The 21,582-nt window shown below is 72.0% G+C and carries 21 protein-coding genes and 1 riboswitch; of the genes, 11 read left to right on the top strand and 10 right to left on the bottom strand.

What is annotated here, in order from left to right; all coding sequences use genetic code 11:
- Nucleotides 1-21 precede the first annotated feature (21 nt).
- Entirely contained in the window at nt 22-846 is an 825-nt protein-coding gene (locus WDV06_RS15920; RefSeq protein WP_395510412.1) for a DMT family protein, read from the bottom strand.
- Between the two features lie 100 nt (nt 847-946).
- Here WDV06_RS15920 and WDV06_RS15915 point away from each other — a divergent pair, with 100 nt between their 5' ends.
- Nucleotides 947-1,246: a hypothetical protein gene (locus WDV06_RS15915; RefSeq protein ID WP_395510396.1), complete on the top strand. Its 300-nt coding sequence runs from the start codon at nt 947-949 to the stop codon at nt 1,244-1,246.
- A gap of 5 nt (nt 1,247-1,251) precedes the next feature.
- A complete protein-coding gene (locus WDV06_RS15910; protein ID WP_395510395.1) occupies nt 1,252-2,442 on the top strand; it encodes a glutathionylspermidine synthase family protein in 1,191 nt (396 codons plus the stop codon).
- Between the two features lie 136 nt (nt 2,443-2,578).
- On the opposite strand, the gene rocD is transcribed toward WDV06_RS15910, so the two are convergent.
- Complete coding sequence (gene rocD / locus WDV06_RS15905; RefSeq protein WP_395510394.1) at nt 2,579-3,784, bottom strand: ornithine--oxo-acid transaminase; 1,206 nt, start codon at nt 3,782-3,784, stop codon at nt 2,579-2,581.
- A gap of 116 nt (nt 3,785-3,900) precedes the next feature.
- Nucleotides 3,901-3,991, top strand: a riboswitch (ZMP/ZTP riboswitch).
- Between the two features lie 35 nt (nt 3,992-4,026).
- On the opposite strand from rocD, the gene WDV06_RS15900 reads away from it, so the two are divergent.
- From WDV06_RS15900 to WDV06_RS15885, 4 genes are all read left to right on the top strand, one after another.
- Nucleotides 4,027-5,295: a serine hydroxymethyltransferase gene (locus tag WDV06_RS15900; protein WP_395510393.1), complete on the top strand. Its 1,269-nt coding sequence runs from the start codon at nt 4,027-4,029 to the stop codon at nt 5,293-5,295.
- A gap of 100 nt (nt 5,296-5,395) precedes the next feature.
- Complete coding sequence (gene trpS / locus WDV06_RS15895; RefSeq protein WP_395510392.1) at nt 5,396-6,409, top strand: tryptophan--tRNA ligase; 1,014 nt, start codon at nt 5,396-5,398, stop codon at nt 6,407-6,409.
- A gap of 125 nt (nt 6,410-6,534) precedes the next feature.
- Nucleotides 6,535-7,122, top strand: a complete 588-nt coding sequence (locus WDV06_RS15890; RefSeq protein WP_395510391.1) for a 2'-5' RNA ligase family protein — start codon at nt 6,535-6,537, stop codon at nt 7,120-7,122.
- A gap of 179 nt (nt 7,123-7,301) precedes the next feature.
- Nucleotides 7,302-8,216 carry a YihY/virulence factor BrkB family protein gene (locus tag WDV06_RS15885; protein ID WP_395510390.1) on the top strand — a complete coding sequence of 305 codons (915 nt, stop codon included), beginning with the start codon at nt 7,302-7,304 and terminating at the stop codon, nt 8,214-8,216.
- On the opposite strand, the gene WDV06_RS15880 is transcribed toward WDV06_RS15885, so the two are convergent.
- Nucleotides 8,173-9,417, bottom strand: coding sequence for a D-alanyl-D-alanine carboxypeptidase family protein (locus tag WDV06_RS15880; protein ID WP_395510389.1), 1,245 nt, complete (start codon nt 9,415-9,417; stop codon nt 8,173-8,175). The genes WDV06_RS15885 and WDV06_RS15880 overlap by 44 nt on opposite strands.
- A 121-nt stretch (nt 9,418-9,538) precedes the next feature.
- Between WDV06_RS15880 and WDV06_RS15875 the strand changes: the two genes are divergently transcribed.
- The 3 genes from WDV06_RS15875 to WDV06_RS15865 all read left to right on the top strand — a co-directional run bounded on the left by WDV06_RS15875 (nt 9,539) and on the right by WDV06_RS15865 (nt 12,865).
- Entirely contained in the window at nt 9,539-9,781 is a 243-nt protein-coding gene (locus tag WDV06_RS15875; RefSeq protein WP_395510388.1) for an SCO4848 family membrane protein, read from the top strand.
- Nucleotides 9,778-11,181 carry a metallophosphoesterase gene (locus WDV06_RS15870; protein ID WP_395510387.1) on the top strand — a complete coding sequence of 468 codons (1,404 nt, stop codon included), beginning with the start codon at nt 9,778-9,780 and terminating at the stop codon, nt 11,179-11,181. Before WDV06_RS15875 ends, WDV06_RS15870 begins: the two co-directional genes overlap by 4 nt.
- A gap of 118 nt (nt 11,182-11,299) precedes the next feature.
- Nucleotides 11,300-12,865 carry an ABC transporter substrate-binding protein gene (locus WDV06_RS15865; protein WP_395510386.1) on the top strand — a complete coding sequence of 522 codons (1,566 nt, stop codon included), beginning with the start codon at nt 11,300-11,302 and terminating at the stop codon, nt 12,863-12,865.
- A gap of 70 nt (nt 12,866-12,935) precedes the next feature.
- Here WDV06_RS15865 and WDV06_RS15860 read toward each other — a convergent pair whose 3' ends face one another.
- The 7 genes from WDV06_RS15860 to WDV06_RS15830 form a co-directional block, all read right to left on the bottom strand.
- On the bottom strand, nt 12,936-13,670 hold the full coding sequence (locus WDV06_RS15860) for a TetR/AcrR family transcriptional regulator (protein ID WP_395510385.1): 735 nt from the start codon (nt 13,668-13,670) through the stop codon (nt 12,936-12,938).
- Nucleotides 13,671-13,772: 102 nt separating this feature from the next.
- A complete protein-coding gene (locus WDV06_RS15855; RefSeq protein ID WP_395510384.1) occupies nt 13,773-14,960 on the bottom strand; it encodes a serine hydrolase domain-containing protein in 1,188 nt (395 codons plus the stop codon).
- Between the two features lie 206 nt (nt 14,961-15,166).
- Nucleotides 15,167-15,925, bottom strand: coding sequence for a succinate dehydrogenase iron-sulfur subunit (locus WDV06_RS15850; RefSeq protein WP_007266035.1), 759 nt, complete (start codon nt 15,923-15,925; stop codon nt 15,167-15,169).
- Complete coding sequence (gene sdhA / locus WDV06_RS15845) at nt 15,925-17,679, bottom strand: succinate dehydrogenase flavoprotein subunit (RefSeq protein WP_045948762.1); 1,755 nt, start codon at nt 17,677-17,679, stop codon at nt 15,925-15,927. The genes WDV06_RS15850 and sdhA overlap by 1 nt, the downstream gene beginning before the upstream one ends.
- Before the next feature lie 23 nt (nt 17,680-17,702).
- Nucleotides 17,703-18,185: a succinate dehydrogenase hydrophobic membrane anchor subunit gene (locus tag WDV06_RS15840; RefSeq protein WP_395510383.1), complete on the bottom strand. Its 483-nt coding sequence runs from the start codon at nt 18,183-18,185 to the stop codon at nt 17,703-17,705.
- Between the two features lie 5 nt (nt 18,186-18,190).
- On the bottom strand, nt 18,191-18,571 hold the full coding sequence (gene sdhC / locus WDV06_RS15835; protein WP_395510382.1) for a succinate dehydrogenase, cytochrome b556 subunit: 381 nt from the start codon (nt 18,569-18,571) through the stop codon (nt 18,191-18,193).
- A gap of 152 nt (nt 18,572-18,723) precedes the next feature.
- Nucleotides 18,724-19,350, bottom strand: a complete 627-nt coding sequence (locus WDV06_RS15830) for a 2-oxo-4-hydroxy-4-carboxy-5-ureidoimidazoline decarboxylase (RefSeq protein WP_395510381.1) — start codon at nt 19,348-19,350, stop codon at nt 18,724-18,726.
- A 332-nt stretch (nt 19,351-19,682) separates the two neighbouring features.
- Between WDV06_RS15830 and WDV06_RS15825 the strand changes: the two genes are divergently transcribed.
- Both WDV06_RS15825 and WDV06_RS15820 read left to right on the top strand, forming a co-directional pair.
- The gene (locus WDV06_RS15825; protein WP_395510411.1) at nt 19,683-20,396 is read left to right on the top strand and encodes an RNA polymerase sigma factor; all 714 of its coding nucleotides are present in this window, start codon (nt 19,683-19,685) and stop codon (nt 20,394-20,396) included.
- Nucleotides 20,396-21,448 (top strand): hypothetical protein, encoded by a 1,053-nt coding sequence (locus WDV06_RS15820; RefSeq protein WP_395510380.1) that lies wholly within the window; start codon nt 20,396-20,398, stop codon nt 21,446-21,448. Before WDV06_RS15825 ends, WDV06_RS15820 begins: the two co-directional genes overlap by 1 nt.
- Nucleotides 21,449-21,582 lie beyond the last annotated feature (134 nt).

Here is a 21,582-nt window from a genome sequence, read left to right as displayed (position 1 = left end):
CGGGGCCGTCCCTCGGAGCCGTCACGGCTCCGTAGGTTCCCCGAACCGCGACAGCGCCAACGCTCCGGCCACCGCCACCGCGAAGCCCGTCACGGCCAGCCAGGCCAGGCCCTCGCGGGGGCGGTCGCCGAGCCAGACCACGCCCACCAGCGCCGGCCAGACCGTCTCGCCGAGCACCAGGCCGGCCGTCGCCGCGGTGACCGAACCCCGTTCCAGAGCGGAGGTCAGCAGCAGGAAGGCCGCCGCCCCGCCCAGCAGCAGCGCGTACAGCGCCGGGTTGCCCAGCTCCCGCAGGGAGACGGTGTCGATGAGGCGGACGGACACCTCCACCACCCCGAAGCCCGTCCCCGCCGCCAGGCCGAGCACCAGCGCGCGCGAGCCCTCCGGCAGCCGCCCGGCCGCCGCCCCCACCAGCAGCACCAGCCCGGCCACCGCCAGCAGCCCCAGCTTCAGTGCGAGGGTGCCTTCGCCGTCCCCCTCCTCACCCGACGCCAGCCCCAGCATCAGCAGGCCCGCGCACACCACGGCCACCGCACCCCACTCCAGCCGGGACAGCCGCGCCCCCAGCAGCGGGGCCGAGACCACCGCCGTCACCGCCAGGCTCGCCGCCAGCGCGGCCCCCACCGCGTAGATCGGGATGTGCCGCAGGGCGATGATCTGGAGCACGAAACCCACCGCGTCCAGCCCCAGCCCCGCCAGGTAGCGCCACTGCCGCACCGCCCGCAGGAAGAGGGCCGTGTCCACCCCCGAGCCCGCCGCCTCCGGGCGGGCCGCAGCCCGGGCCGCCATCGCCTGGAGGACCGAGGCCGTACCGAAACACACCGCCGCGCCCAGCGCGCAAACCATTCCGATCAGCACGAAAAGCGACTCTAGGGCCGCCGCCGTGACAAGGGCGTGACAACGGCCGGATTCCATCCCCCCGTCCGGCCGATCTAAGGTGCTCGCCATGGACACCAGCGACACCACCCGACGACGCATGCGCTCCGGCGCGGTCGCCCTCGGCGGCATGGGCCTGCTCGCCGCCACCCTCGTGGCCTGCGGCAGCAGCGGTGAGCCCGACAAGCGCTGCGCGTCGAAGTCGACCCTGGAGCACCTCAACTCCAAGGAGTGCAAGAGCGGCGGCCGCGGCGCGTACTACTACGGCGGCACCGTCAGCAACGGCAAGGTGTCCGGCGGCAGCTTCGACAAGTCGGCCGTCACCCGCGGCGGCATCGGCGGCAGCCACTCCGGCTCCTCCGGCGGCTGACCCGCATGGAGCGCCACACCATCGAGCCCCGCCCCGACTGGCAGAAGACCGTCGAGGAGCAGGGCCTGATCTACCCGCTGACCCGCTACCCCGACGACTCGCTGCGCCCGTACTGGGACGAGAGCGCGTACTACTCCTTCTCCCTCCCAGAGGTCGAGGCGCTGGAGAACGTCGTCGAGGAACTGCACGCCATGTGCCTGGCGGCGGCCGCCCACATCGTCGAGCACGACCGCTTCGCCGACCTCGGCATCACCGACCCGAAGGTCGCCGCGCTCATCGCCGAGTCCTGGCGCAGGCGCGCCGAACAGCCCTCCCTCTACGGCCGCTTCGACCTGCGCTACGACGGCTCCGGCAGCCCCGCGAAGCTTCTGGAGTACAACGCCGACACCCCCACCTCCCTGGTGGAGGCGGCGAGCCCGCAGTGGTTCTGGATGGAGGAGCGCTTCCCCGGCGCCGACCAGTGGAACTCCCTGCACGAGCGGCTCGTCGACGCCTGGCGCCGGCAGGCCGAACTGCTGCCGCCCGGCCCGCTGCACTTCGCGCACTCCGAGACCGACGAGCTCGGCGAGGACCTGATGACCGTCGCCTACCTCCAGGAGACCGCCGAACAGGCCGGGCTGGAGACCCACGCCCTGTCCGTGGAGACCATCGGCTGGGACAGCCTCTCCCACCGGTTCGTCGACGACAGGCTCCGCTTCATCCGGGCCTGCTTCAAGCTCTACCCCTGGGAGTGGCTGGTCGACGACGAGTTCGGCCCGCACGTCCTCGGCACCTACGACCACGGCGGCGGCACCGGAACCACCGCCTGGATCGAACCCCTGTGGAAGATGCTGCTGGCCAACAAGGCGCTGCTGGCGATCCTCTGGGAGCTCTTCCCCGAACACCCGAACCTGCTGCCCGCCTACCTCGACGGACCGCGCGAGCTGGCCGAGACCTGCGGCTTCGCCGCCAAGCCCCTGCTGGGGCGCGAGGGCGCCGGGGTCACCCTGCACGAGCCGGGCGGCGAGCCGTTCGTCCCGGCCGAGGGGGAGACGTACGTCTTCCAGGCGCTGGCCCCGCTGCCCGACTTCGACGGCAACCGCGTGGTCCTGGGCGCCTGGGTGGTCGAGGAGGAGGCGGCCGGACTCGGCATCCGCGAATCTGCCGGCCCGGTCACGGACGAGTACGCCCGCTTCCTGCCCCACGTCATCCTCTAGGGCCTGTCGTCAAACTCCCGTCTGCCCCGCGGGCGACGACGGGAGTGTGACGACAGGCCCTAGGGGCCCGCGCGGCCGCCCTCGACGACCCGGCCGGCAGGGCGAAGGGGTGCCCGGCGGGGCACCCCCTCCTCCCTCACCCGGCGAGGACCGTCCGCAGCTGCTCCAGACCCCAGTCCAGGTCCTCCTTGGAGATCACCAGCGGCGGGGCGATCCGGACCGTCGACCCGTGGGTGTCCTTCACCAGGACCCCGCGCTCCATCAGCTTCTCGGAGACCTCCCGGCCCGAGCCGCGCGCCGGGTCGATGTCGACGCCCGCCCACAGCCCGCGCCCCCGGACCGCGGTCACGGCGCCCCCGCCGGTCAGCAGGTTCAGCTCCCGGTGCAGATGGTCACCGAGTTCGGTGGCGCGCTGCTGGTACTCGCCGGTGCGCAGCATCGCGATCACCTCCAGGGCGACGGCGCAGGCGAGCGGGTTCCCGCCGAAGGTGGAACCGTGCTCCCCGGGCCGGAACACCCCGAGGACGTCGCGGTCGGCGACCACGGCGGACACCGGCACCACACCGCCGCCGAGGGCCTTGCCCAGCACGTACACGTCCGGGACGACGCCCTCGTGCTCGCAGGCGAAGGTCTTCCCCGTGCGGCCCAGACCCGACTGGATCTCGTCCGCCATGAACAGCACGTTCCGCTCGCGCGTCAGCTCCCGCACGCCCGCCAGGTACCCGGGCGGCGGGACCAGGACGCCCGCCTCGCCCTGGATCGGCTCCAGCAGCACGGCGACGGTGTTGGCGGTGACGGCGCGGGAGAGCGCGGTGAGGTCCCCGTACGGGACGATCTCGAAGCCCGGCGTGTAGGGGCCGAAGTGGTCGCGGGCGTCGTGGTCGGTGGAGAAGCTGACGATGGTCGTCGTGCGGCCGTGGAAGTTGTCGGCCGCGACGACGATCTTGGCCTGCCCGTCCGGGACGCCCTTGACCTCGTAGCCCCACTTGCGGGCGGTCTTCACCGCCGTCTCCACGGCTTCCGCGCCCGTGTTCATGGGCAGCACCATCTCCTTGCCGCACAGCGCGGCCAGTTCGGTGCAGAACTCGGCGAAGCGGTCGTGGTGGAAGGCGCGGGAGGTGAGGGTGACCCGCTCCAGCTGTGCCTTGGCCGCGTCGATCAGACGCCGGTTGCCGTGCCCGAAGTTGAGCGCCGAGTACCCGGCGAGCATGTCGAGGTAGCGCCGCCCCTCCACGTCGGTCATCCACGCGCCCTCCGCCGAGGCCACGACGACCGGGAGGGGATGGTAGTTGTGCGCGCTGTGCTCGTCGGCGGAGCGGATGGCATCAGCTGTTCTCGACACGGGGTCTCCGATCGTCCGTCTGCTGGTGACGCGGGTGACATGGGTGGCGTCCTTTGTATCGTCGCTCGGATCGTGGACGCGGAAACCTCCCGGGTGCCGCGCCCGCTAAGGTGTTCGGTACGCACGGCGACTGGCGTACGGGGAACCAACTCCGGGGGAGTCGTGCGCGCACGACCGCACACAGGGCCGCTCGCCTGGGCCTCGCGGGGACGAGACACGACATCGACCCCGGAGGAGCCGCGATGACCGCGCACCGCCAGCCCGCCCTGCTCGCCACCGACCCCGAACTCGCCTCGCTCGTCACCGCCGAGGAAACCCTCCAGGCGCAGACCCTGCGGCTGATCCCCAGCGAGAACTACGTCTCCGCGGCCGTCCTCGAAGCCTCCGGGACGGTCCTGCAGAACAAGTACAGCGAGGGGTACCCGGGCCGCCGCTACTACGAGGGCCAGCAGAACATCGACCGCGTCGAGGCGCTGGCCGTCGAGCGGGCCAAGGGCCTGTTCGGGGTGGAGCACGCGAACGTCCAGCCGTACTCCGGCTCCCCGGCCAACCTGGCCGTCTACCTGGCCTTCGCCAAGCCCGGCGACACGGTGATGGGCATGGCCCTGCCGATGGGCGGCCACCTGACGCACGGCTGGGGCGTCTCGGCGACCGGCTCCTGGTTCCGCGGCGTCCAGTACGGGGTGCGCGCCGAGGACGGCCTGATCGACTACGACGCGGTGCGCGACCTGGCCCTGGCCGAGCGTCCGAAGATCCTCTTCTGCGGGGGCACCGCGCTGCCGCGCACGATCGACTTCGAGGCGTTCGCGTCGATCGCGCAGGAGGCGGGCGCGGTCCTGGTCGCGGACGTGGCCCACATCGCCGGCCTCATCGCGGGCGGCGCGCACCCCTCGCCGGTGCCCTACGCGGACGTCGTCTCGACGACCACCCACAAGACCCTGCGCGGACCGCGCGGCGCGATGCTGATGTGCAAGGAGGAGCACGCGAAGGCCATCGACAAGGCGGTCTTCCCCGGCCTCCAGGGCGGCCCGCACAACCAGACGACGGCGGGCATCGCGGTGGCCCTGCACGAAGCGGCCCAGCCGTCCTTCACGGCCTACGCCCACGCGGTCGTCGCCAACGCGAAGGCGCTGGCCGCGGCGCTGCTGGAGCGGGGCTTCGACCTCGTCTCGGGCGGCACGGACAACCACCTGATCCTCATGGACCTCACCTCGCGGGGCGTTCCGGGGAAGGTGGCGGCGAAGGCGCTGGACCGGGCCGGCATCGTCGTCAACTACAACACGGTGCCGTTCGACCCGCGCAAGCCGTTCGACCCGTCGGGCATCCGGATCGGCACGCCGTCCCTGACCTCCCGCGGCCTGTCGGCCGAGCACATGCCGGCGGTCGCGGACTGGATCTCCCGCGCGGTGGACGCCGCCGCCAAGGGTGACGAGCCGGCCCTGGGCGTCATCCGCTCCGAGGTGGCCGACCTCCTGGCCGCCTACCCCGCCCCGGGCCTCCCGGTGGCGTAGCCGGTCCCCGCCCCGCCCTTCCACCGTTCGCCGGGGCAAGCCCCGGAGAACGGGTGAAGGGCGGGGCGGGGAGCGGGCCGGTACCTGAGAGAATGGCGGCATGGCTTCTGATCGTCCTCGCGCGCTCTCCGGCATCCAGCCCACCTCCGGCTCGTTCCACCTCGGGAACTACCTCGGAGCGATCCGCCAGTACGTCGCCCTCCAGGAGACGCACGACGCCTTCTACATGGTCGTCGACCTGCACGCGATCACCATGCCGCAGGATCCGAAGGACCTCCGCGCGAACACCCGCCTCTCCGCCGCGCAGCTCCTCGCCGCCGGCCTGGACCCCGAGCGCTGCACGCTCTTCATCCAGAGCCACGTCCCCGAGCACGCGCAGCTCGCCTGGGTCATGAACTGCATCACCGGCTTCGGCGAGGCCAGCCGGATGACCCAGTTCAAGGACAAGTCCGCCAAGGGCGGGGTCAACAGCGCCAGCGTCGGCCTGTTCACGTACCCGATCCTCCAGGTCGCCGACATCCTGCTGTACCAGGCGAACGCCGTCCCCGTCGGCGAGGACCAGCGCCAGCACGTGGAGCTGACCCGCGACCTCGCCGAGCGGTTCAACCACCGCTACGGCCGGACCTTCACCCTCCCCGCCGCGCACATCGTCAAGGAGGTCGCGAAGATCTACGACCTCCAGGACCCGTCGATCAAGATGTCGAAGTCCGCGTCCTCCCCCAAGGGCCTGATCAGCCTCCTCGACGAGCCCAAGGTCACCGAGAAGAAGATCAAGAGCGCGGTCACGGACACCGAGGCCGAGATCCGCTTCGACGCCGAGAACAAGCCCGGCGTCAGCAACCTGCTCACGATCTACTCCACCCTCACGGGGGAGTCGATCCCCGCGCTGGAGGCCGCCTACGAGGGCAAGGGTTACGGCGCGCTGAAGACCGACCTGGCCGGCGTGATGGTCGACTTCGTCACACCCTTCAAGCAGCGCACCCAGGAGTTCCTGGACGACCCCGAGACCCTGGACGCCGTACTGGCCAAGGGCGCGGAGAAGGCCCGGGCGGTCGCCGCCGAGACCCTGGCGCAGGCCTACGAGCGCATCGGCTTCGTGCCCGCGAAGCACTGACGGACCGAGGCCCCTGGCGGCCGAGGGGGTGCTGCCGCCACACTGAGGCGGCAGCACCCGATGCGAGCACATCGACCCGACCACCTCGATGTGACCACACACCAAGACAGCGCGGAGGAGATCACGTGGGGACCGTAACGCTCGGCGTTTCGATCGCGGTCCCGGAGCCGTACGGCAGCCAGCTCCAGCAGCTGCGCGCCGGCTTCGGGGACGCCGCCGCGCACGGCATCCCCACGCACGTCACCCTCGTCCCGCCCACGGAGGTGGAGGAGGGGCGCCTGCCGGCGATCCGCGCGCACCTCGCCGAGGTCGCGCGGTCCTTCCCCGCCTTCGCGATGCGGCTGGAGGGCACGGGAACCTTCCGGCCCCTCTCCCCGGTCGTCTTCGTCCGGCTCGCCGAGGGCGTCGAGGGCTGCACCAGCCTTCAGGGCCGCATCCGCGACCCCGAGGGGCCGCTCGACCGCGAGCTGGCCTTCCCCTACCACCCGCACGTCACGGTCGCCCACGGGATCTCCGAGGAGGCGATGGACCGGGCCTTCGCCGAGCTGGCCGACTACGCCGCCGCCTGGCAGTGCGCGGGCTTCGCCCTCTACGAGCAGGGCTCGGACGGGGTCTGGCGCAAGCTGCGCGAATACCCCTTCGCCACCGCCGCGACCGCCGTCCCCGCACAGTCGGGCCCGGCCGCCGCCGACACCGCCATACGACGCTCCTGACGCGACGGACGCAGGCCCCGGCCGGCCCGGACGGCGTGGAACCGGAGCCTTCGCAGGACCAGGGCGTGGAACGGCCGGGGCGCGGGGCGGGGCGCGGGGCGGAAAGTCACAGTCGACGACCGTAGCGCCCGAAAGCGGCAATTCCGACTATTTCCGGCAGCTCTTTTACGGTGACCCCCATGGACTGGCTGAAGAAACTCCCTGTGATCGGGCCGCTCGTGTCGGCTGTCGTGCGGACCCACGCCTGGCACTCGTACGAGCGTCTCGACCGCGTCCACTGGTCCCGGCTCGCGGCCGCGATCACGTTCATCAGCTTCCTCGCGCTCTTCCCGCTGATCACCGTCGCCGCGGCCGTCGGCGCCGCGCTGCTGAGCCAGGAGCAGCTGGACCGGCTCCAGAAGAGCCTCGCCGAGCAGGTCCCCGGCATCTCCGACCAGCTCGACCTGCCCGGCCTGGTCGCCAACGCCGGCACCATCGGCCTCGTCGCCGGCGTGCTCCTCCTCTTCACCGGCATCGGCTGGATCGGCTCGATGCGCGACTGCCTGCGCGCCGTCTGGGACAGGGACGACGAGGACCAGGGCAATCCCGTCGTCCGCAAGGGCAAGGACGCCCTCGTCCTGCTCGGGCTCGGCGGGGCGGCCCTGGCCTCGGCCGCCGCGTCGATCATCGGATCCACCGCCGTCGGCAAGGGCGCGGAGCTCGTCGGCATCCCGCGCGCGGGCGCGGGCGGGGCGCTGCTGCGGGCCGCGGCCTTCCTCGTCGGGGTCCTGGCCGCCTTCCTGCTCCTGCTCTACCTGCTGACCCTGCTGCCCGGGGTCGAGCCGCCGCGTGCCCGCCTCTTCCAGGCCGCGCTGATCGGCGCCGCCGGCTTCGAACTGCTGAAGCTGCTGCTCAGCGGCTATATGCGGGGGGTCGCCGCCAAGAGCATGTACGGGGCCTTCGGCGTGCCGGTCGCCCTCCTCCTGTGGATCAACTTCACGGCGAAGCTGCTCCTGTTCTGCGCCGCCTGGACCGCGACCCGGGACGACGGGGAGGAGCGGGGGGCGGACGTCACGAACCCTGCCCCCGGCGGCCGCGCGGCCAGCGCCGGTTGACCACGAAGGCCCCGCCGGCCACCACGGCCAGTGCCCCGCCCGCGATGCCGAGCGCGGTGCCGAGGCCGCCGCCGGCCGCCGGCGGCCCGTCCGCCACGGGGGTGTTCTCGTGGGACGTCGCGGGGGAGCCGTAGGGCCTGGTGTCGGCGCTCTTCGGGGGCACCAGCTCGCCGACGGGCTTGACCTTGCCGGCCGCCGCGAAGCCCCAGTCGAAGAGGGCGGCGGTCTCCTCGTAGACCGAGTTGAGGCCGCCGTGGTCCGGGTTCATCACGGTGACCAGCAGCTTCTTGTCCCCGCGCTGGGCCGCGCCGGTGAAGGTGGATCCGGCCATGGTGGTGTTGCCGTTCTTCACCCCGGCGATGCCCTTGTACGGGGTGATCCCGCCGGCGCCGGTCATCAGCCGGTTGGTGTTCTGGATCTGGAAGTACTCGCGGGGCTTGCCCGCCTCCTGAAGGCCCGGGAACTTCGCCTGGGCGGTACCGCAGTACTCGCGGAAGTCCTGCTTCTGGAGCCCGGAGCGGGCGATGAGGGTGAGGTCGTACGCGCTCGACACCTGCTCGGGGGCGTCGTACCCGTCGGGCGAGACCACGTGCGTGTCCAGGGCCTGGAGCTCCTCGGCGTGCGCCTGCATGTCCTTGACGGTCTTCTCGACGCCGCCGTTCATGGCAGAAAGCACGTGCACCGCGTCGTTCCCGGAGCGCAGGAACACCCCGAGCCAGAGGTCGTGGACGGAGTAGTCGTGGTCCTCCTTGACCCCGACCAGGCTGCTGCCGGGGCCGACGCCCTCCATGTCCTGGCCGGTGACGTGGTGCACCTGGTCCTTGGGCAGGGTGGGCAGCACGGTGTCGGCGAAGAGCATCTTCAGGGTGGACGCCGGGGGCAGCCGCCAGTGGGCGTTGTGGGCCGCGAGGACCTCGCCGGTCTCGGCGTCCGCCACGATCCAGGACCGGCCGCTGAGGTTCGCGGGCAGCGCGGGCGCCCCGGGCAGGAGGTTCACCTGGGTGCCGGGCTGGCCGAGCCGGGCGCCGCCGACGCCGGACATCGACGGCGGCGGTGCGGGTGCGGCCGGCCGCCCCTTTCCGTCCGTCGGAGGGGGAGGTGTCGTCGCGGCGTACGCGGGGGCGGTGGAGGCCTGGACGAGCATCGCCGGAACCAGCAGCGCGGCGGAAAGGACCGTCAGGGCGGTCTTCTTGGCAGACACGCAGGTGAACGTACATCCCGATGAGCCGACCGGCGTCGCGGACCGGCCAACCGGGGCGAACCGCCCCCGGTACGGCCCACCCCGCCGCGTCCGTCCCGGGGACGAATCCGATACTGGGGACATGAAACTCAGCCGCACCGCGTCCTGGTTCCTCGCAGCGTTCGGAGCTTGGTCCTGGGTGATCTGGTCCACGTTCGTCAAGAACCTCTTCAATGACGCCAGCGGTCTGGCATTCGATGACGGTCGGCCCACGGCCTACTTCTGGGTCCACCTGCTCCTTGCGGTGACGTCCTTCCTCCTGGGGACGGCGGTCGGAGTGATCGGGTTGCGCAGCATCCTCGTCTTGCGGCGCACATCACGATGACCGTGTTTGTGGTGATTGTGGCGGTCGTCGCGGTCCTGGCGCTGCTGGGGATGGTCCATCGGTGGCTGTGGGTACGACTGGTCCGTGACACCACCCGCGCGGGCGGGCCCGCGCGCCGCGCCGGGACGGTCCTGGCGTTCGCCCTGCCGCTGCTGTCCCTGGCCGCCCTGCTCGCGGGGCGGGCCGGAGCCCCGTTCTGGTTCCAGCGGCTGGTGGCCTGGCCGGGCTTCATGTGGCTCGCGGTACTCCTGTACCTGACGCTGGCGATGCTGGTCGCCGAGCCGCTCCGCCGCGTGTGGCTCCGCCGGACCGCCCGCGACGCCGCCGGGGCGGCGCCGGCTCCGCCGCGCCCCGTGCCCGACGCCGTACCCGCTCCGGCGGCGGGAGCCGCGCCCGCGGGCGACCCCGCGGCGGAGCCGGTGGGGGCCGCCGGGCGGGAGCCCGTGCGGGGGTCCGGAGCGGAGCCCGGCTCGCCGGAAGGGACGGGTGGGGAAACCGCCCGGCAGGGCCCCGAGCCCGCGGCGGGGTCCGCGGCCGGGTCCGGGGGGCCGGTGCCCGGAGCCCCCGCCGCCGGGGTCAGCCGACGGGTGTTCGTGGCGCGCACGCTCGGCGGGGCCGCCGTCGCCGCCGCCGGGGTGACCGTCGGGACCGGGACGTACGGGGTGCTGCGCGGGCCGCGCGTCAAGCGGGTGCAGGTCCCGCTCGCCCGGCTGCCCCGCGCCGCGCACGGCTTCCGGATCGCCGTCGTCAGCGACGTCCACCTCGGCCCGGTCCTGGGCCGCGCCCACACCCGCCGCATCGTCGACACCGTCAACCGCACCCAGCCCGACCTCATCGCCGTCGTCGGGGACCTCGTCGACGGCAACGTGCACGACCTCGGCCCCGCCGCCGAGCCCCTGCGGGAACTCCGGGCCCGCCACGGCAGCTTCTTCGTCACCGGCAACCACGAGTACTTCTCCGGCGCCCGGCAGTGGGTCGACCACGTCCGCGAACTGGGCCTCACCCCCCTGGAGAACGCCCGCCGGGAGCTGCCCCACTTCGACCTCGCCGGGGTCAACGACGTGCAGGGGGAGCAGGAGGGCGAGGGCCCCGACTTCCAGGCCGCGCTCGGCGACCGGGACCGCTCCCGCGCATCCGTGCTCCTCGCCCACCAGCCCGTCGTGATCCACGACGCCGTCCGCCACGGCGTGGACCTCCAGCTCTCCGGTCACACCCACGGCGGCCAGCTCTGGCCCGGCAACTACCTGGCCGAGCTCGCCAACCCCACGGTCGCCGGTCTGGAGCGGTACGGGGACACCCAGCTCTACGTCTCCCGGGGCGCGGGTGCCTGGGGACCGCCGGTCCGGGTCGGCGCGCCGTCCGACATCACGCTCGTCGAACTCGCCTCATACCACACCTGACGCTCGGCGACCGGGACAAATCGCCCCTTCCCGTGGCCGAATTTCCATGATTGGGTGGCCGACGTTCGTCCGATAGTCGGATGTGCGTTTCGCATGCCAGGGATTCAAGGGGCTGGGGATGGCGTTGGGGTCTGTCCGCACGAAGGCCGTCGCGGCCGTTCTGGTCCTCGCGGCGGCAGGCGGGGTGGCCGCGTGGCAGCTGCTGCCCCTGGGCGACCAGGGCCACGGCGCGATCCGGGTCGGCACCACCGACCACGTCTCGGCCCTGGACCCGGCCGGGGCCTACGACGCCGGCTCCTGGGCCCTGTACAGCAACGTCTACCAGTCGCTGCTGACCATCAAGCCCGGCGCCGACACCCCGGCCCCGGACGCCGCGTCCTCCTGCGCCTTCGTCGGGCAGAAGCTGACCACCTACCGGTGCGAGCTCCGCTCCGACCTCACCTTCGCCGGTGGCCGCCAGGTCACGGCCGAGGACGTGAAGTTCTCCTTCGACCGCATCAAGCAGATCAACTCCGACCAGGGCCCGGCCCCGCTGTTCAACACCCTGGAGTCGGTCAAGGCCGAGGGCCGCACCGTCACCTTCAACCTCACCGCCCCCGACGCCACGTTCCCCTTCAAGATCGCGACGGGTGCCGCCTCCATCGTGGACAGGGAGCGGTACCCGGCCAAGGCGCTGCGCGCGGACGGCAAGGTCGACGGATCCGGCCCGTTCACCCTGACCGGCTACAAGGCCGGTACGACCGCCGAGCTCAAGCCCAACCCCGCGTACAAGGGGCAGGCCAAGCCCGCCCGGGCCGCTGTCACCGTCCACTACTTCAAGGACTCGGCCCAGCTGGACCAGGCGTGGAAGGACCACCAGATCGAGGTCGCGCACCGCGACATGCCCCCGGCGGTGCTCGCGGGCCTCAACCCGGGCCTGAAGGACACCCGCTACCAGGCCTCCGGCGGCACGGAGACCCGTCACATCGTCTTCAACGTCCGCCCCGGCTCGACGGTCCAGAAGCCGGCCGTCCGCCAGGCCATGGCCGCCTCGCTGGACCGGTCCAAGATCGCCGGCGACGTCTACAAGGGCACGGTCACCCCGCTCTACTCCCTGGTCCCGGCGGGCATCGCCGGACACAGCACGCCGTTCTTCGACACCTACCCCGCGCCCAACGGCGCGGCCGCCCGCAAGCTCCTGACCGACGCGGGGATCTCGCTGCCGGTCTCCGTCACCCTCGGCGTCAACACGCGCGGCGCGAACGTGGCCGAGGCCGACGAGATCAAGCGGCAGCTGGAGTCCACCGGCCTGTTCCAGCTGAAGATCAAGGCGGTGGAGGCCTGGGAGGACTTCCAGAAGGCCTACGCGGCGGGCGAGTTCGACGCCTACACCATCGGCTGGATCGCCGACTTCCCGGACGCGGACAACTTCCTCGCCCCGCTGGTCGGCAAGGACTCCAGCATGAACAACGGCTTCTCCGACAAGACCGTCGAGGACCTCATCACCCGCACCCAGTCCTTCCAGGACCGCGGCGAGGCCTCCAACGACTTCCACGAGCTCCAGCGCGTGGTCTCCCAGCAGATCCCGCTGCTGCCGATCTGGCAGAAGAAGGACTACGTCCTCTCCCGCGAGGCCGTCAGCGGCCTGCAGTACCTCTCCGACGGCACGGGCGTGTGGCGCCTGTGGGAGCTCGACTGGCTGTAGCCGGCCCGGTGGTGTCCCCGCGGGCCGCCAGGAGGGTGCGCGGTGCCGTTCGGGGCGCGCCCGCCCCCGCTCAGCCCTCCTCGGTCCCCGGGTCGGAAGCCCGCTTCCCGCCCCGCGACACCGCCGTCTGGGCCATGCCCGGCAGGAAGTCCGCGAACAGCTCGTGCACCTCCCGCACCAGCGGCCGCAGCACCCGGAACCGGGCCAGGACGATGCCCCGCGTGGTCAGCTGCGCCCCGCGCTCGGCGAGCCGGCGCGACTTCTCGCTGTCCGGGGAGCGGTCGAAGACCCAGTACAGGACGAGCCCCATCTGCGAGAGCCACATCAGCTCCGGCAGGACGTCGGCCAGCTCGTCCGGGACCTTGCTCTTCGCCCCGGCGAGCACCTCCCGGTGGATGCTGATGGCCGCCTGGCGGGCCGGTTCCGATTCCGGGGAGAAGGGGCTCAGCGGACTCTCCGGGTCCGCCGCGTTCTTGAAGAACTGCGAGGCGAACTCGTGGTACGGCGCCGCGATGTCGAGCCAGCTCGTCAGCACACCCGCGAGCCGCTTCTGCAGATCGGTCTCCCCGTCCAGGATCGGCCGGACCGCCGCCTGGTGGGCCGCGCTGATCCGGTCGTAGAACCCCTGGACGAGGTGTTCCTTCGACTCGAAGTAGTAGTACGCGTTGCCGACCGAGACCCCCGCCTCCTTGGCGATGGCCCGCATGGTCGTCTTGTCGAACCCGCGTTCCTGGAACAGACGGAGCGCGGTTTCGAGGATGAGCGTGCGGGTCTGCTCGCTCTTGGGAGCCTTCTGATCTGTCACGGTGTCCGACCTTATCGGGGCGCCGCGCCGTGGTCGCCACAGGCCGGTTCCCCGGACTCCGCTTCGGACTTGGTCCGTACCACGCGCCGCGGCGGCGGGGGTTCAGCCCGGCCGTCGGAGCGTGAGCGGGTGGTCGGGGGCGAGGTGGTTGGCGAGGGCGACCAGGACGTCCGTGCTGGCGTTCTGGACCGTGCTGCCCCGGCCCTGGGTGGCCACCGTCGCGATCGCCAGCTTCTTCGCCGGCAGGTAGGCCACGGTCGCCGCGTATCCGGCGAAGGAGGGGTTCTGCAGGATCCAGTCGCCCTGGACGACCAGCCCCAGGGCGTACGAGGTACCCGGCTGGACCGTCGACACCGGGGTGAGCTGCGCCTTGTGGGACCGCGGGCTCAGCAGTTCGCCCTCGCCGATCGCCGCGAAGGACTTCGCCATGTCCGCCATCGTGGACGTCATCACCGCTCCCGGCGCGATCGTCCACGACGGGTCCCAGTACGTGGAGTCCTCGAACACCTTGCGCTCGTTGTCGAAGGCGTGCAGGACCGGCGGGGGGATCTCGGCCGTGGAGGGGTTCGAGGTCCCGGTCAGCCCCAGCGGCTTGATGATCTCCTCCCGCATCACCTCGCCCAGCGGCCTGTCCCGCACCCGGGCGATGATGTCGCCCAGGATCTGCCAGTTGGCGTGCGAGTACGCGAAACCCGAGCCGGGCGCCCGCACCAGGGGCTTGCCCACGGAGATCCCGACGAGCTCCTGCGGCGTCCACTGCCGGAACGGGTTCTCGTACAGGGCGGCGAGGAACTTCGGGTCCCGGACGTAGTCGGAGTACCCCGAGGTGGTGGAGGCCAGCATCCGCAGCGTGATCGCGTCCGCGTGCGGCAGGTCGGGGCGCCAGCGGGAGATGCTGTCGTCGAGCGACACCTTGCCCTCGTCGACGAGCTTGAGCAGCGAGGTCGTCAGGTACGGGATCGCGACGGCGCCGTTGCGGAACCGCATGTCGGGGGTGGCGGGGATGCCGGTCATGGACTTTCCGGCGGCGACGGAGGCGACCCGCTCGCCCCCGGACCACACCTCGGCCATGGAGGCGGTGAGTTTGTACGTCGCCAGCGAGGCCCGGACCTGCGCCCGGGCGAACCCGGCGGCGTCCCCGGGCAGGCAGACACCGCCCCGGGACATCTGCCCGGCCGGACAGTCCACCTCGTCACCCGCCGCCGGGGTCGACCCGCACCCGGAGAGCAGCGAGGCCCCGAGGGCCAGCGGGAGCGCCAGCAGCGCGGGCTTCACGGAACGACGGCGCACGGGTGCCTCCCTGCGGTTCGGAACGCTTCCCCACCGCTCCGGACGCTAACCCCGCGCCCCCGCCCCGGCACGCCGGAAGGGCCGTGCGGATGACACCCTCCGGGCACGCGCGAGGCCCCGCCCCCGGAGCAGGTCCGGGGACGGGGCCTCGACGGTCCGCGGCCCCGGGCGGAGGCCGACGGACGGGGTCCGGCGCGTCGGGAAGGTCAGAAGCGGCGCGTGATCAGCGCACGCTTGACTTCCTGGATCGCCTTCGTCACCTCGATGCCACGCGGGCACGCGTCGGTGCAGTTGAAGGTCGTGCGGCAGCGCCACACGCCGTCCTTGTCGTTCAGGATCTCCAGCCGCTGCTCGCCGGCCTCGTCACGCGAGTCGAAGATGAAGCGGTGGGCGTTCACGATCGCCGCCGGGCCGAAGTACTGGCCGTCGTTCCAGAACACCGGGCAGGACGAGGTGCACGCCGCGCACAGGATGCACTTCGTGGTGTCGTCGAAGCGCTCGCGGTCCTCGGCGGACTGCAGGCGCTCGCGCGTCGGCTCGTTGCCCTTGGTGACCAGGAACGGCATGACGTCCCGGTACGCCTGGAAGAAGGGCTCCATGTCGACCACGAGGTCCTTCATCACCGTGAGGCCCTTGATGGCCTCGACCGTGATGGGCTTCTCCGGGTTGATGTCCTTGATCAGCGTCTTGCAGGCGAGCCTGTTCTTGCCGTTGATCCGCATCGCGTCGGAGCCGCAGATGCCGTGCGCGCAGGAGCGGCGGAAGGTCAGCGTGCCGTCGAGGTCCCACTTGATCTTGTGGAGACCGTCGAGCACGCGCTCCTTCGGGTCGATCTCGATCTGGAAGTCCTGCCACTCCGCCTCGGCCGAGACCTCGGGGTTGTAGCGGCGGATCCGGAAGGTGACCGTGATGTACGGCGAGGCGGCGGCCGCCGCCTCCATCTTGTCCAGGGTCGGGGTGGCCATCAGTACTTACGCTCCATCGGCTGGTAGCGGGTGACGACGACGGGCTTGTAGTCCAGGCGGACGGAGTCCTTGCCGTCGGCGCCGACCTCGCGGTACGCCATGGTGTGGCGCATGAAGTTGACGTCGTCGCGGTTCGGGTAGTCCTCGCGGTAGTGACCGCCGCGGGACTCCTTGCGCGCCAGGGCGGACACGGCCATGACCTCGGCCAGGTCGAGCAGGTTGCCCAGCTCGATGGCCTCCAGCAGGTCCGTGTTGAAACGCTTGCCCTTGTCCTGGACGGACACGTTCTTGTAGCGCTCGCGCAGCTCCGCGATCTTCTCGACCGCGGTCTTGATGGTCTGCTCCGTACGGAACACCATCACGTTCGCGTCCATCGTCTCCTGGAGCTCCAGGCGCAGGTCGGCGACCCGCTCCGTGCCCGTGGAGTTGCGCAGGTGCTCGACCAGGTCGGCGACCTGCTGCGCCGGGTTCTCCGGCAGCTCGACGTAGTCGTTCTCGGCGGCGTACTTGGCCGCGGCGATGCCGGAGCGCTTGCCGAAGACGTTGATGTCGAGCAGCGAGTTGGTGCCCAGGCGGTTGGCGCCGTGCACCGACACGCACGCGACCTCGCCGGCCGCGTACAGGCCGGGGACGACGGTGGTGTTGTCCGCCAGGACCTCACCCTCGACGTTGGTCGGGATGCCGCCCATGGCGTAGTGCGCGGTGGGCTGGATCGGGATCGGGTCCGTGTACGGCTCGATACCGAGGTAGGTGCGCGCGAACTCCGTGATGTCCGGGAGCTTCGCGTCGAGCTGCTCCGGCGGGAGGTGCGTCAGGTCCAGGTACACGTGGTCGCCGGCCGGACCGCAGCCGCGGCCCTCGCGGATCTCGGTGTAGATGGAGCGCGAGACGACGTCACGGGACGCGAGGTCCTTCATGACCGGCGCGTACTTCTCCATGAAGCGCTCGCCGTCCTTGTTGCGGAGGATGCCGCCCTCACCACGGGCGCCCTCCGTCAGCAGGATGCCCATGCGCCAGATGCCCGTCGGGTGGAACTGGAAGAACTCCATGTCCTCCAGCGGCAGGCCGCGGCGGTAGCAGGCCGCCTGGCCGTCACCCGTCAGGGTGTGCGCGTTGGAGGTCACCTTGAAGAACTTGCCGGTGCCGCCGGAGGCGTAGATGACCGCCTTGGCCTGGAAGACGTGGATCTCACCGGTGGCGAGCTCGTACGCGACCACACCCGCGGACTTCTTCACACCGTCGACCTCGACCAGCAGCTGGTCCAGGACGTAGAACTCGTTGAAGAACTCCACGCCCTCCTTGACGCAGTTCTGGTACAGCGTCTGGAGGATCATGTGGCCGGTGCGGTCCGCGGCGTAGCAGGACCGGCGGACCGGCGCCTCGCCGTGGTTGCGGGAGTGACCGCCGAAGCGGCGCTGGTCGATGGTGCCGTCCGGGGTGCGGTTGAACGGCAGGCCCATCTTCTCCAGGTCGAGGACCGCGTCGATGGCCTCCTTCGCCAGGATCTCGGCGGCGTCCTGGTCGACCAGGTAGTCACCGCCCTTGACCGTGTCGAAGGTGTGCCACTCCCAGTTGTCGTCCTCCACGTTGGCCAGCGCGGCGGCCATGCCGCCCTGCGCGGCGCCCGTGTGGGAGCGGGTGGGGTAGAGCTTCGTCAGCACGGCGGTGCGGCTGCGCTTCGTCGCCTCGATGGCGGCGCGCATGCCCGCGCCACCGGCGCCGACGATGACGGTGTCGTACTTGTGGATCTTCATTGGATTCGCCTCAGCCCCGTTGCCTAGCGGATGTTCGGGTCGAAGGTGAAGATCACCAGCGTGCCCAGAAGGATGGTGAACACCGTGGCGGTGTAGAGCAGGCCCTTCAGCCACAGCCGCGTGTTGGCGCGCTCCGCGTAGTCGTTGATCACGGTACGCAGGCCGTTGGCGCCGTGCAGCATGGCCAGCCACAGCATCAGCAGGTCCCAGACCTGCCAGAACGGGGAAGCCCAGCGGCCGGCGACGAAGGCGAAGCCCACCTTCGAGACGCCGCCGTCCAGCACCAGCTGGATGACGAGGTGGCCGATGACGAGGACGACCAGCACGATGCCCGAGAGGCGCATGAAGAGCCACGCGGCCATCTCGAAGTTGCCGCGGGTCGAGCGCGGCGTCTTGCCGGTCCGCTTGCGCGGGGCCTCGATGTAGGGCGCCGGGTTGTCGGCGTCGTAGAGGGACACGCCCTCGACGGAGCCGATCGCCTGGGCGGAAGAAGTGTCAGAAGACATGCGTGTCACTCCCCGAACAGAACGCGGTAGGCGTGGCCGAGGACCGGGATGACGGCGAACGCCATCGTCACGGCCCACAGGCCCACGACGGTCCAGAGCATCTGCTTCTGGTAGCGGGGGCCCTTGGACCAGAAGTCCACGGCGATGACACGGAGACCGTTGAGCGCGTGGAAGAGGATGGCGGCGACGAGGCCGTACTCCAGCAGCGCGACGATCGGAGTCTTGTAGGTAGCCACGACATCGTCGTACGCCTCAGGGGAGACGCGGACGAGTGCGGTGTCGAGGACGTGTACGAACAGGAAGAAGAAAATGAGGACGCCGGTGACTCGATGAGCCACCCAGGACCACATTCCTTCCCGGCCGCGGTACAACGTTCCAGCCGGCACGGAAAACCCTCCGGAAGCGGGGCGGGGGCCAGCCGGCTTCTTTGTCGGTCGGGCCCGGCCGGGTACGGTCCACCGGCCCCGGACATCGTAGCGACGCTTCGTCGGTTCCCTCGCGCGGGGTCCACTGGTGTGATCAAACAGGCACGGACGGCCTATCCCACAGGGGCGAATAGCCCGAAATCGGCCGACGGCAGGCCGTCGTCGGGGTCGCTGCCGCGCCGAGGGGATCCCGCCAGCCGGCCGAGCAGGTGCAGCAGCCGCGAGCGGGCGACCATCCGCAGTTCGTCCGCCGCGACCGAGCGCTCCTCGTCGATCTCGTGACCCATCCTGCGGCGGATCGCGGCGAGCAGCTGGCTTATCTGCTCCTCCGGCGGGTGGCCGTCCAGGCAGACCACGAAGGCGTGCCCGAAGGTGCGCTCGTACTCCGCCCGGGCCGCGTCCAGCGCCACCAGCGCGGCGTAGGGCGCGCCGTGGCCCAGCTCCGCCGAGGACTCCCGGGCCAGCGCCTCGGTGAGGTCCCCCTGGGACATGTCGTACGCGGCTTCGTCGGCGGCCGCCAGCAGGGAGGCGGCGTCCGGGTAGGGGCGGTGGTCGGCGACCCGCTGGGCCCAGCGGGCGCTGCCGCAGCAGTGCAGGAGGGCGGTCCGGGCGTGCTCGGCCGGCAGCGAGTTGAACCGCACCAGCCCGGCGCCCGGAGCGGAGACCGGGCCGCGGACCTGTGCCGGAAAGGGGCTGGACAGCGGAGTTCTCCTCGATGCGCGGCGCGGGTGTACCGCCACGCTAGCGATCTCGGAGAGGGGGTGGCGTATGCATGAGGGGATTTCACCCGGAAGTGAGCCGAAAGGATGACACGCGGGCCGGATGGAACCGGCCGGAGGGAGGGGAGGGCGACCGAGGCCGCCACCCCCCACAGGAGAGGCCCCGGTCGCCATCCGTCACGGGCTCGTGCGACAAGCCCGTATCTGTGTCAGCGTCCGGAGTGCGTTTTCTGTCACACCTCGCTCCGCGCAGGCTTGGTCGCTGGTTGTGCAACGCGTGGACGAGAGGTACGCGAAAGCCGTAACGTGCGGATTTGCGCCACACGTACAGGACGTCGAACGGGTTGGGGACTTTGCTGGGGGACGACGCGGAGCTGACCGCCGCGGTGCTCGCGGCACAGGACGGCGACGAGAGCGCGTTCCGGACTGTGTACCGCGCCGTGCACCCGCGCCTGCTCGGATACGTACGCACGCTCGTCGGAGACGGCGACGCCGAGGACGTGACCTCCGAGGCCTGGCTGCAGATCGCCCGCGACCTCGCCTCCTTCACCGGAGACGCCGACCGCTTCCGCGGCTGGGCGGCCCGCATCGCCCGCAACCGGGCGCTCGACCACATCCGCATGCGCGGCCGCCGGCCCGCGGTCGGCGGCGACGAGACCGAGCTGACGGGCCGGCCCGCGGACTCCGACACCTACGGTGAGGCCATGGAGGCCCTGTCCACGGGCCGCACCATGGCGCTGATAGCCCAGCTCCCCCAGGACCAGGCCGAGGCCGTCGTCCTGCGGGTGGTCGTCGGGCTCGACGCCAAGAGCGCGGCCGAGACCCTGGGCAAGCGGCCCGGCGCGGTCCGCACGGCGGCGCACCGCGGGCTGAAGAAGCTCGCCGAACTGCTCGGCGCCGAATCCGGCCCCGCCGACGGGGCCGAGGCGCGCGGGCGGGTCGGCCATAATGCCGGAGACCCGGCGCGGGACCTCGACGCCGTACCGGCACAGCGGGCGCGGGCCAAGGACCTGGTCGAACAAACCGGTGTGACGCATTCACGTTGGCGGACGCAGAAGGACATGTGATGGCCGACGAGCACAAGGCGTGGCTGGACGGAGCCACGGCGGAAGAGCTGCTGCGCGGACGGGCCGCGGGTCCGGCCGGACCGGGCGCAGACCCGCGCGCCCGCGAGGAGGCCGCCCGGCTGCGCGCCGCCCTCGACGCCCTGGCCCCGTCGCGCGCGGACCGGGGCGAGCTGCCCGGCGAGGCCGCGGCCCTGGCCGCGTTCCGCGCGGCGCACGCGAAGCGGTCCGCCGCCGCGTCCGCCACGGCGCGGACCGCGGCGGACGGCGGGGCGGACCGCACCGGTGTCCCCGACGAGCCCGTGATCGACCTGGCCCCGATACCCGTCGTACGGATCCCCGCGCAGCGGCGCCACGGCAGTCCCGCCCGACTGGGGCTGGCGGCCGCGCTGGCCGGAGTCGCGGTCGGCGGGATCGCCGCCGTCGCCGGTGCCGGCCTGCTCGACCGGGCCGTCCACCTCACCGCGGGCCCGGCGCCCGCCGTCTCGGTCAGCGCCGACTCGGACCGTACGCCGGCCGGCGAGACGGCCGGCCCCACCCCCCTGCCCCAGCTGAGGCCCGCCCCGGAGGGCGGCGGCGGCCTCGCCTCGCTCGGCCCCGGCTTCTCGCTGCCGCCGGACGGGCAGGCCCGCACCCCCCTGGACGCGGCCCCGAGCCTGTCGCTGCCGCCGGGCGTGGTGCGCAGCCCGGGTACCGGGGGCGGCGGCGCGGCGGGCACGGACGGCACCCGCAACACGTTCACCGACAAGAACGGCGGCACCGGCCACGGTGACGGCACCGCCGGCGGCGGCGCGGACAAGGACCGTGACCTCCAGGCCAAGAACCGCCCCGAGGAACTGTGCCGGGACCACCGGGCGAACAAGCTGGGCGAGGACCGCAAGGAGTACCTCGCCCTGATCGCCGGCGGCTCCGCGAAGGTCCCGCGCTTCTGCGCGACCCTGCTGGACGCGCCCCGCTCGGGCACCCCGCAGGGCGGCACCGTCGACCCGGGGAGCGTCGTCAGCCCCTCGCCGGTGGCGAACCCGGGCGGCCCGCTGGGCTTCCGCACCCGCTGACGGACACCCCGCACGCGGGGCAGTAACACTTTTCGATCCGTCGGCGCAGTACAGAACGAGCCGACTGGTCATCGGCCGCGCGAGAGCCGGGGTTCCCCCCGTACCCCTGGGCTCTGCGCACCCGGCGCGGGCGG

This window comes from Streptomyces racemochromogenes, from assembly GCF_044129415.1.
Taxonomy (GTDB): domain Bacteria; phylum Actinomycetota; class Actinomycetes; order Streptomycetales; family Streptomycetaceae; genus Streptomyces; species Streptomyces racemochromogenes_A.
This window is presented reverse-complemented; position numbering and strand designations above follow the sequence as displayed.

What these genes read in the sequence shown, in the direction of transcription:
- WDV06_RS15920 (WP_395510412.1), bottom strand. Translation starts at nt 846, where the DNA reads ATGGTTTGCGCGCTGGGCGCGGCGGTGTGTTTCGGTACGGCCTCGGTC.
- WDV06_RS15915 (WP_395510396.1), top strand. Translation starts at nt 947, where the DNA reads ATGGACACCAGCGACACCACCCGACGACGCATGCGCTCCGGCGCGGTC.
- WDV06_RS15910 (WP_395510395.1), top strand. Translation starts at nt 1,252, where the DNA reads ATGGAGCGCCACACCATCGAGCCCCGCCCCGACTGGCAGAAGACCGTC.
- WDV06_RS15900 (WP_395510393.1), top strand. Translation starts at nt 4,027, where the DNA reads ATGACCGCGCACCGCCAGCCCGCCCTGCTCGCCACCGACCCCGAACTC.
- trpS (WP_395510392.1), top strand. Translation starts at nt 5,396, where the DNA reads ATGGCTTCTGATCGTCCTCGCGCGCTCTCCGGCATCCAGCCCACCTCC.
- WDV06_RS15885 (WP_395510390.1), top strand. Translation starts at nt 7,302, where the DNA reads ATGGACTGGCTGAAGAAACTCCCTGTGATCGGGCCGCTCGTGTCGGCT.
- WDV06_RS15875 (WP_395510388.1), top strand. Translation starts at nt 9,539, where the DNA reads ATGAAACTCAGCCGCACCGCGTCCTGGTTCCTCGCAGCGTTCGGAGCT.
- WDV06_RS15870 (WP_395510387.1), top strand. Translation starts at nt 9,778, where the DNA reads ATGACCGTGTTTGTGGTGATTGTGGCGGTCGTCGCGGTCCTGGCGCTG.
- WDV06_RS15865 (WP_395510386.1), top strand. Translation starts at nt 11,300, where the DNA reads ATGGCGTTGGGGTCTGTCCGCACGAAGGCCGTCGCGGCCGTTCTGGTC.
- WDV06_RS15850 (WP_007266035.1), bottom strand. Translation starts at nt 15,925, where the DNA reads ATGGCCACCCCGACCCTGGACAAGATGGAGGCGGCGGCCGCCGCCTCG.
- sdhA (WP_045948762.1), bottom strand. Translation starts at nt 17,679, where the DNA reads ATGAAGATCCACAAGTACGACACCGTCATCGTCGGCGCCGGTGGCGCG.
- WDV06_RS15840 (WP_395510383.1), bottom strand. Translation starts at nt 18,185, where the DNA reads ATGTCTTCTGACACTTCTTCCGCCCAGGCGATCGGCTCCGTCGAGGGC.
- WDV06_RS15820 (WP_395510380.1), top strand. Translation starts at nt 20,396, where the DNA reads ATGGCCGACGAGCACAAGGCGTGGCTGGACGGAGCCACGGCGGAAGAG.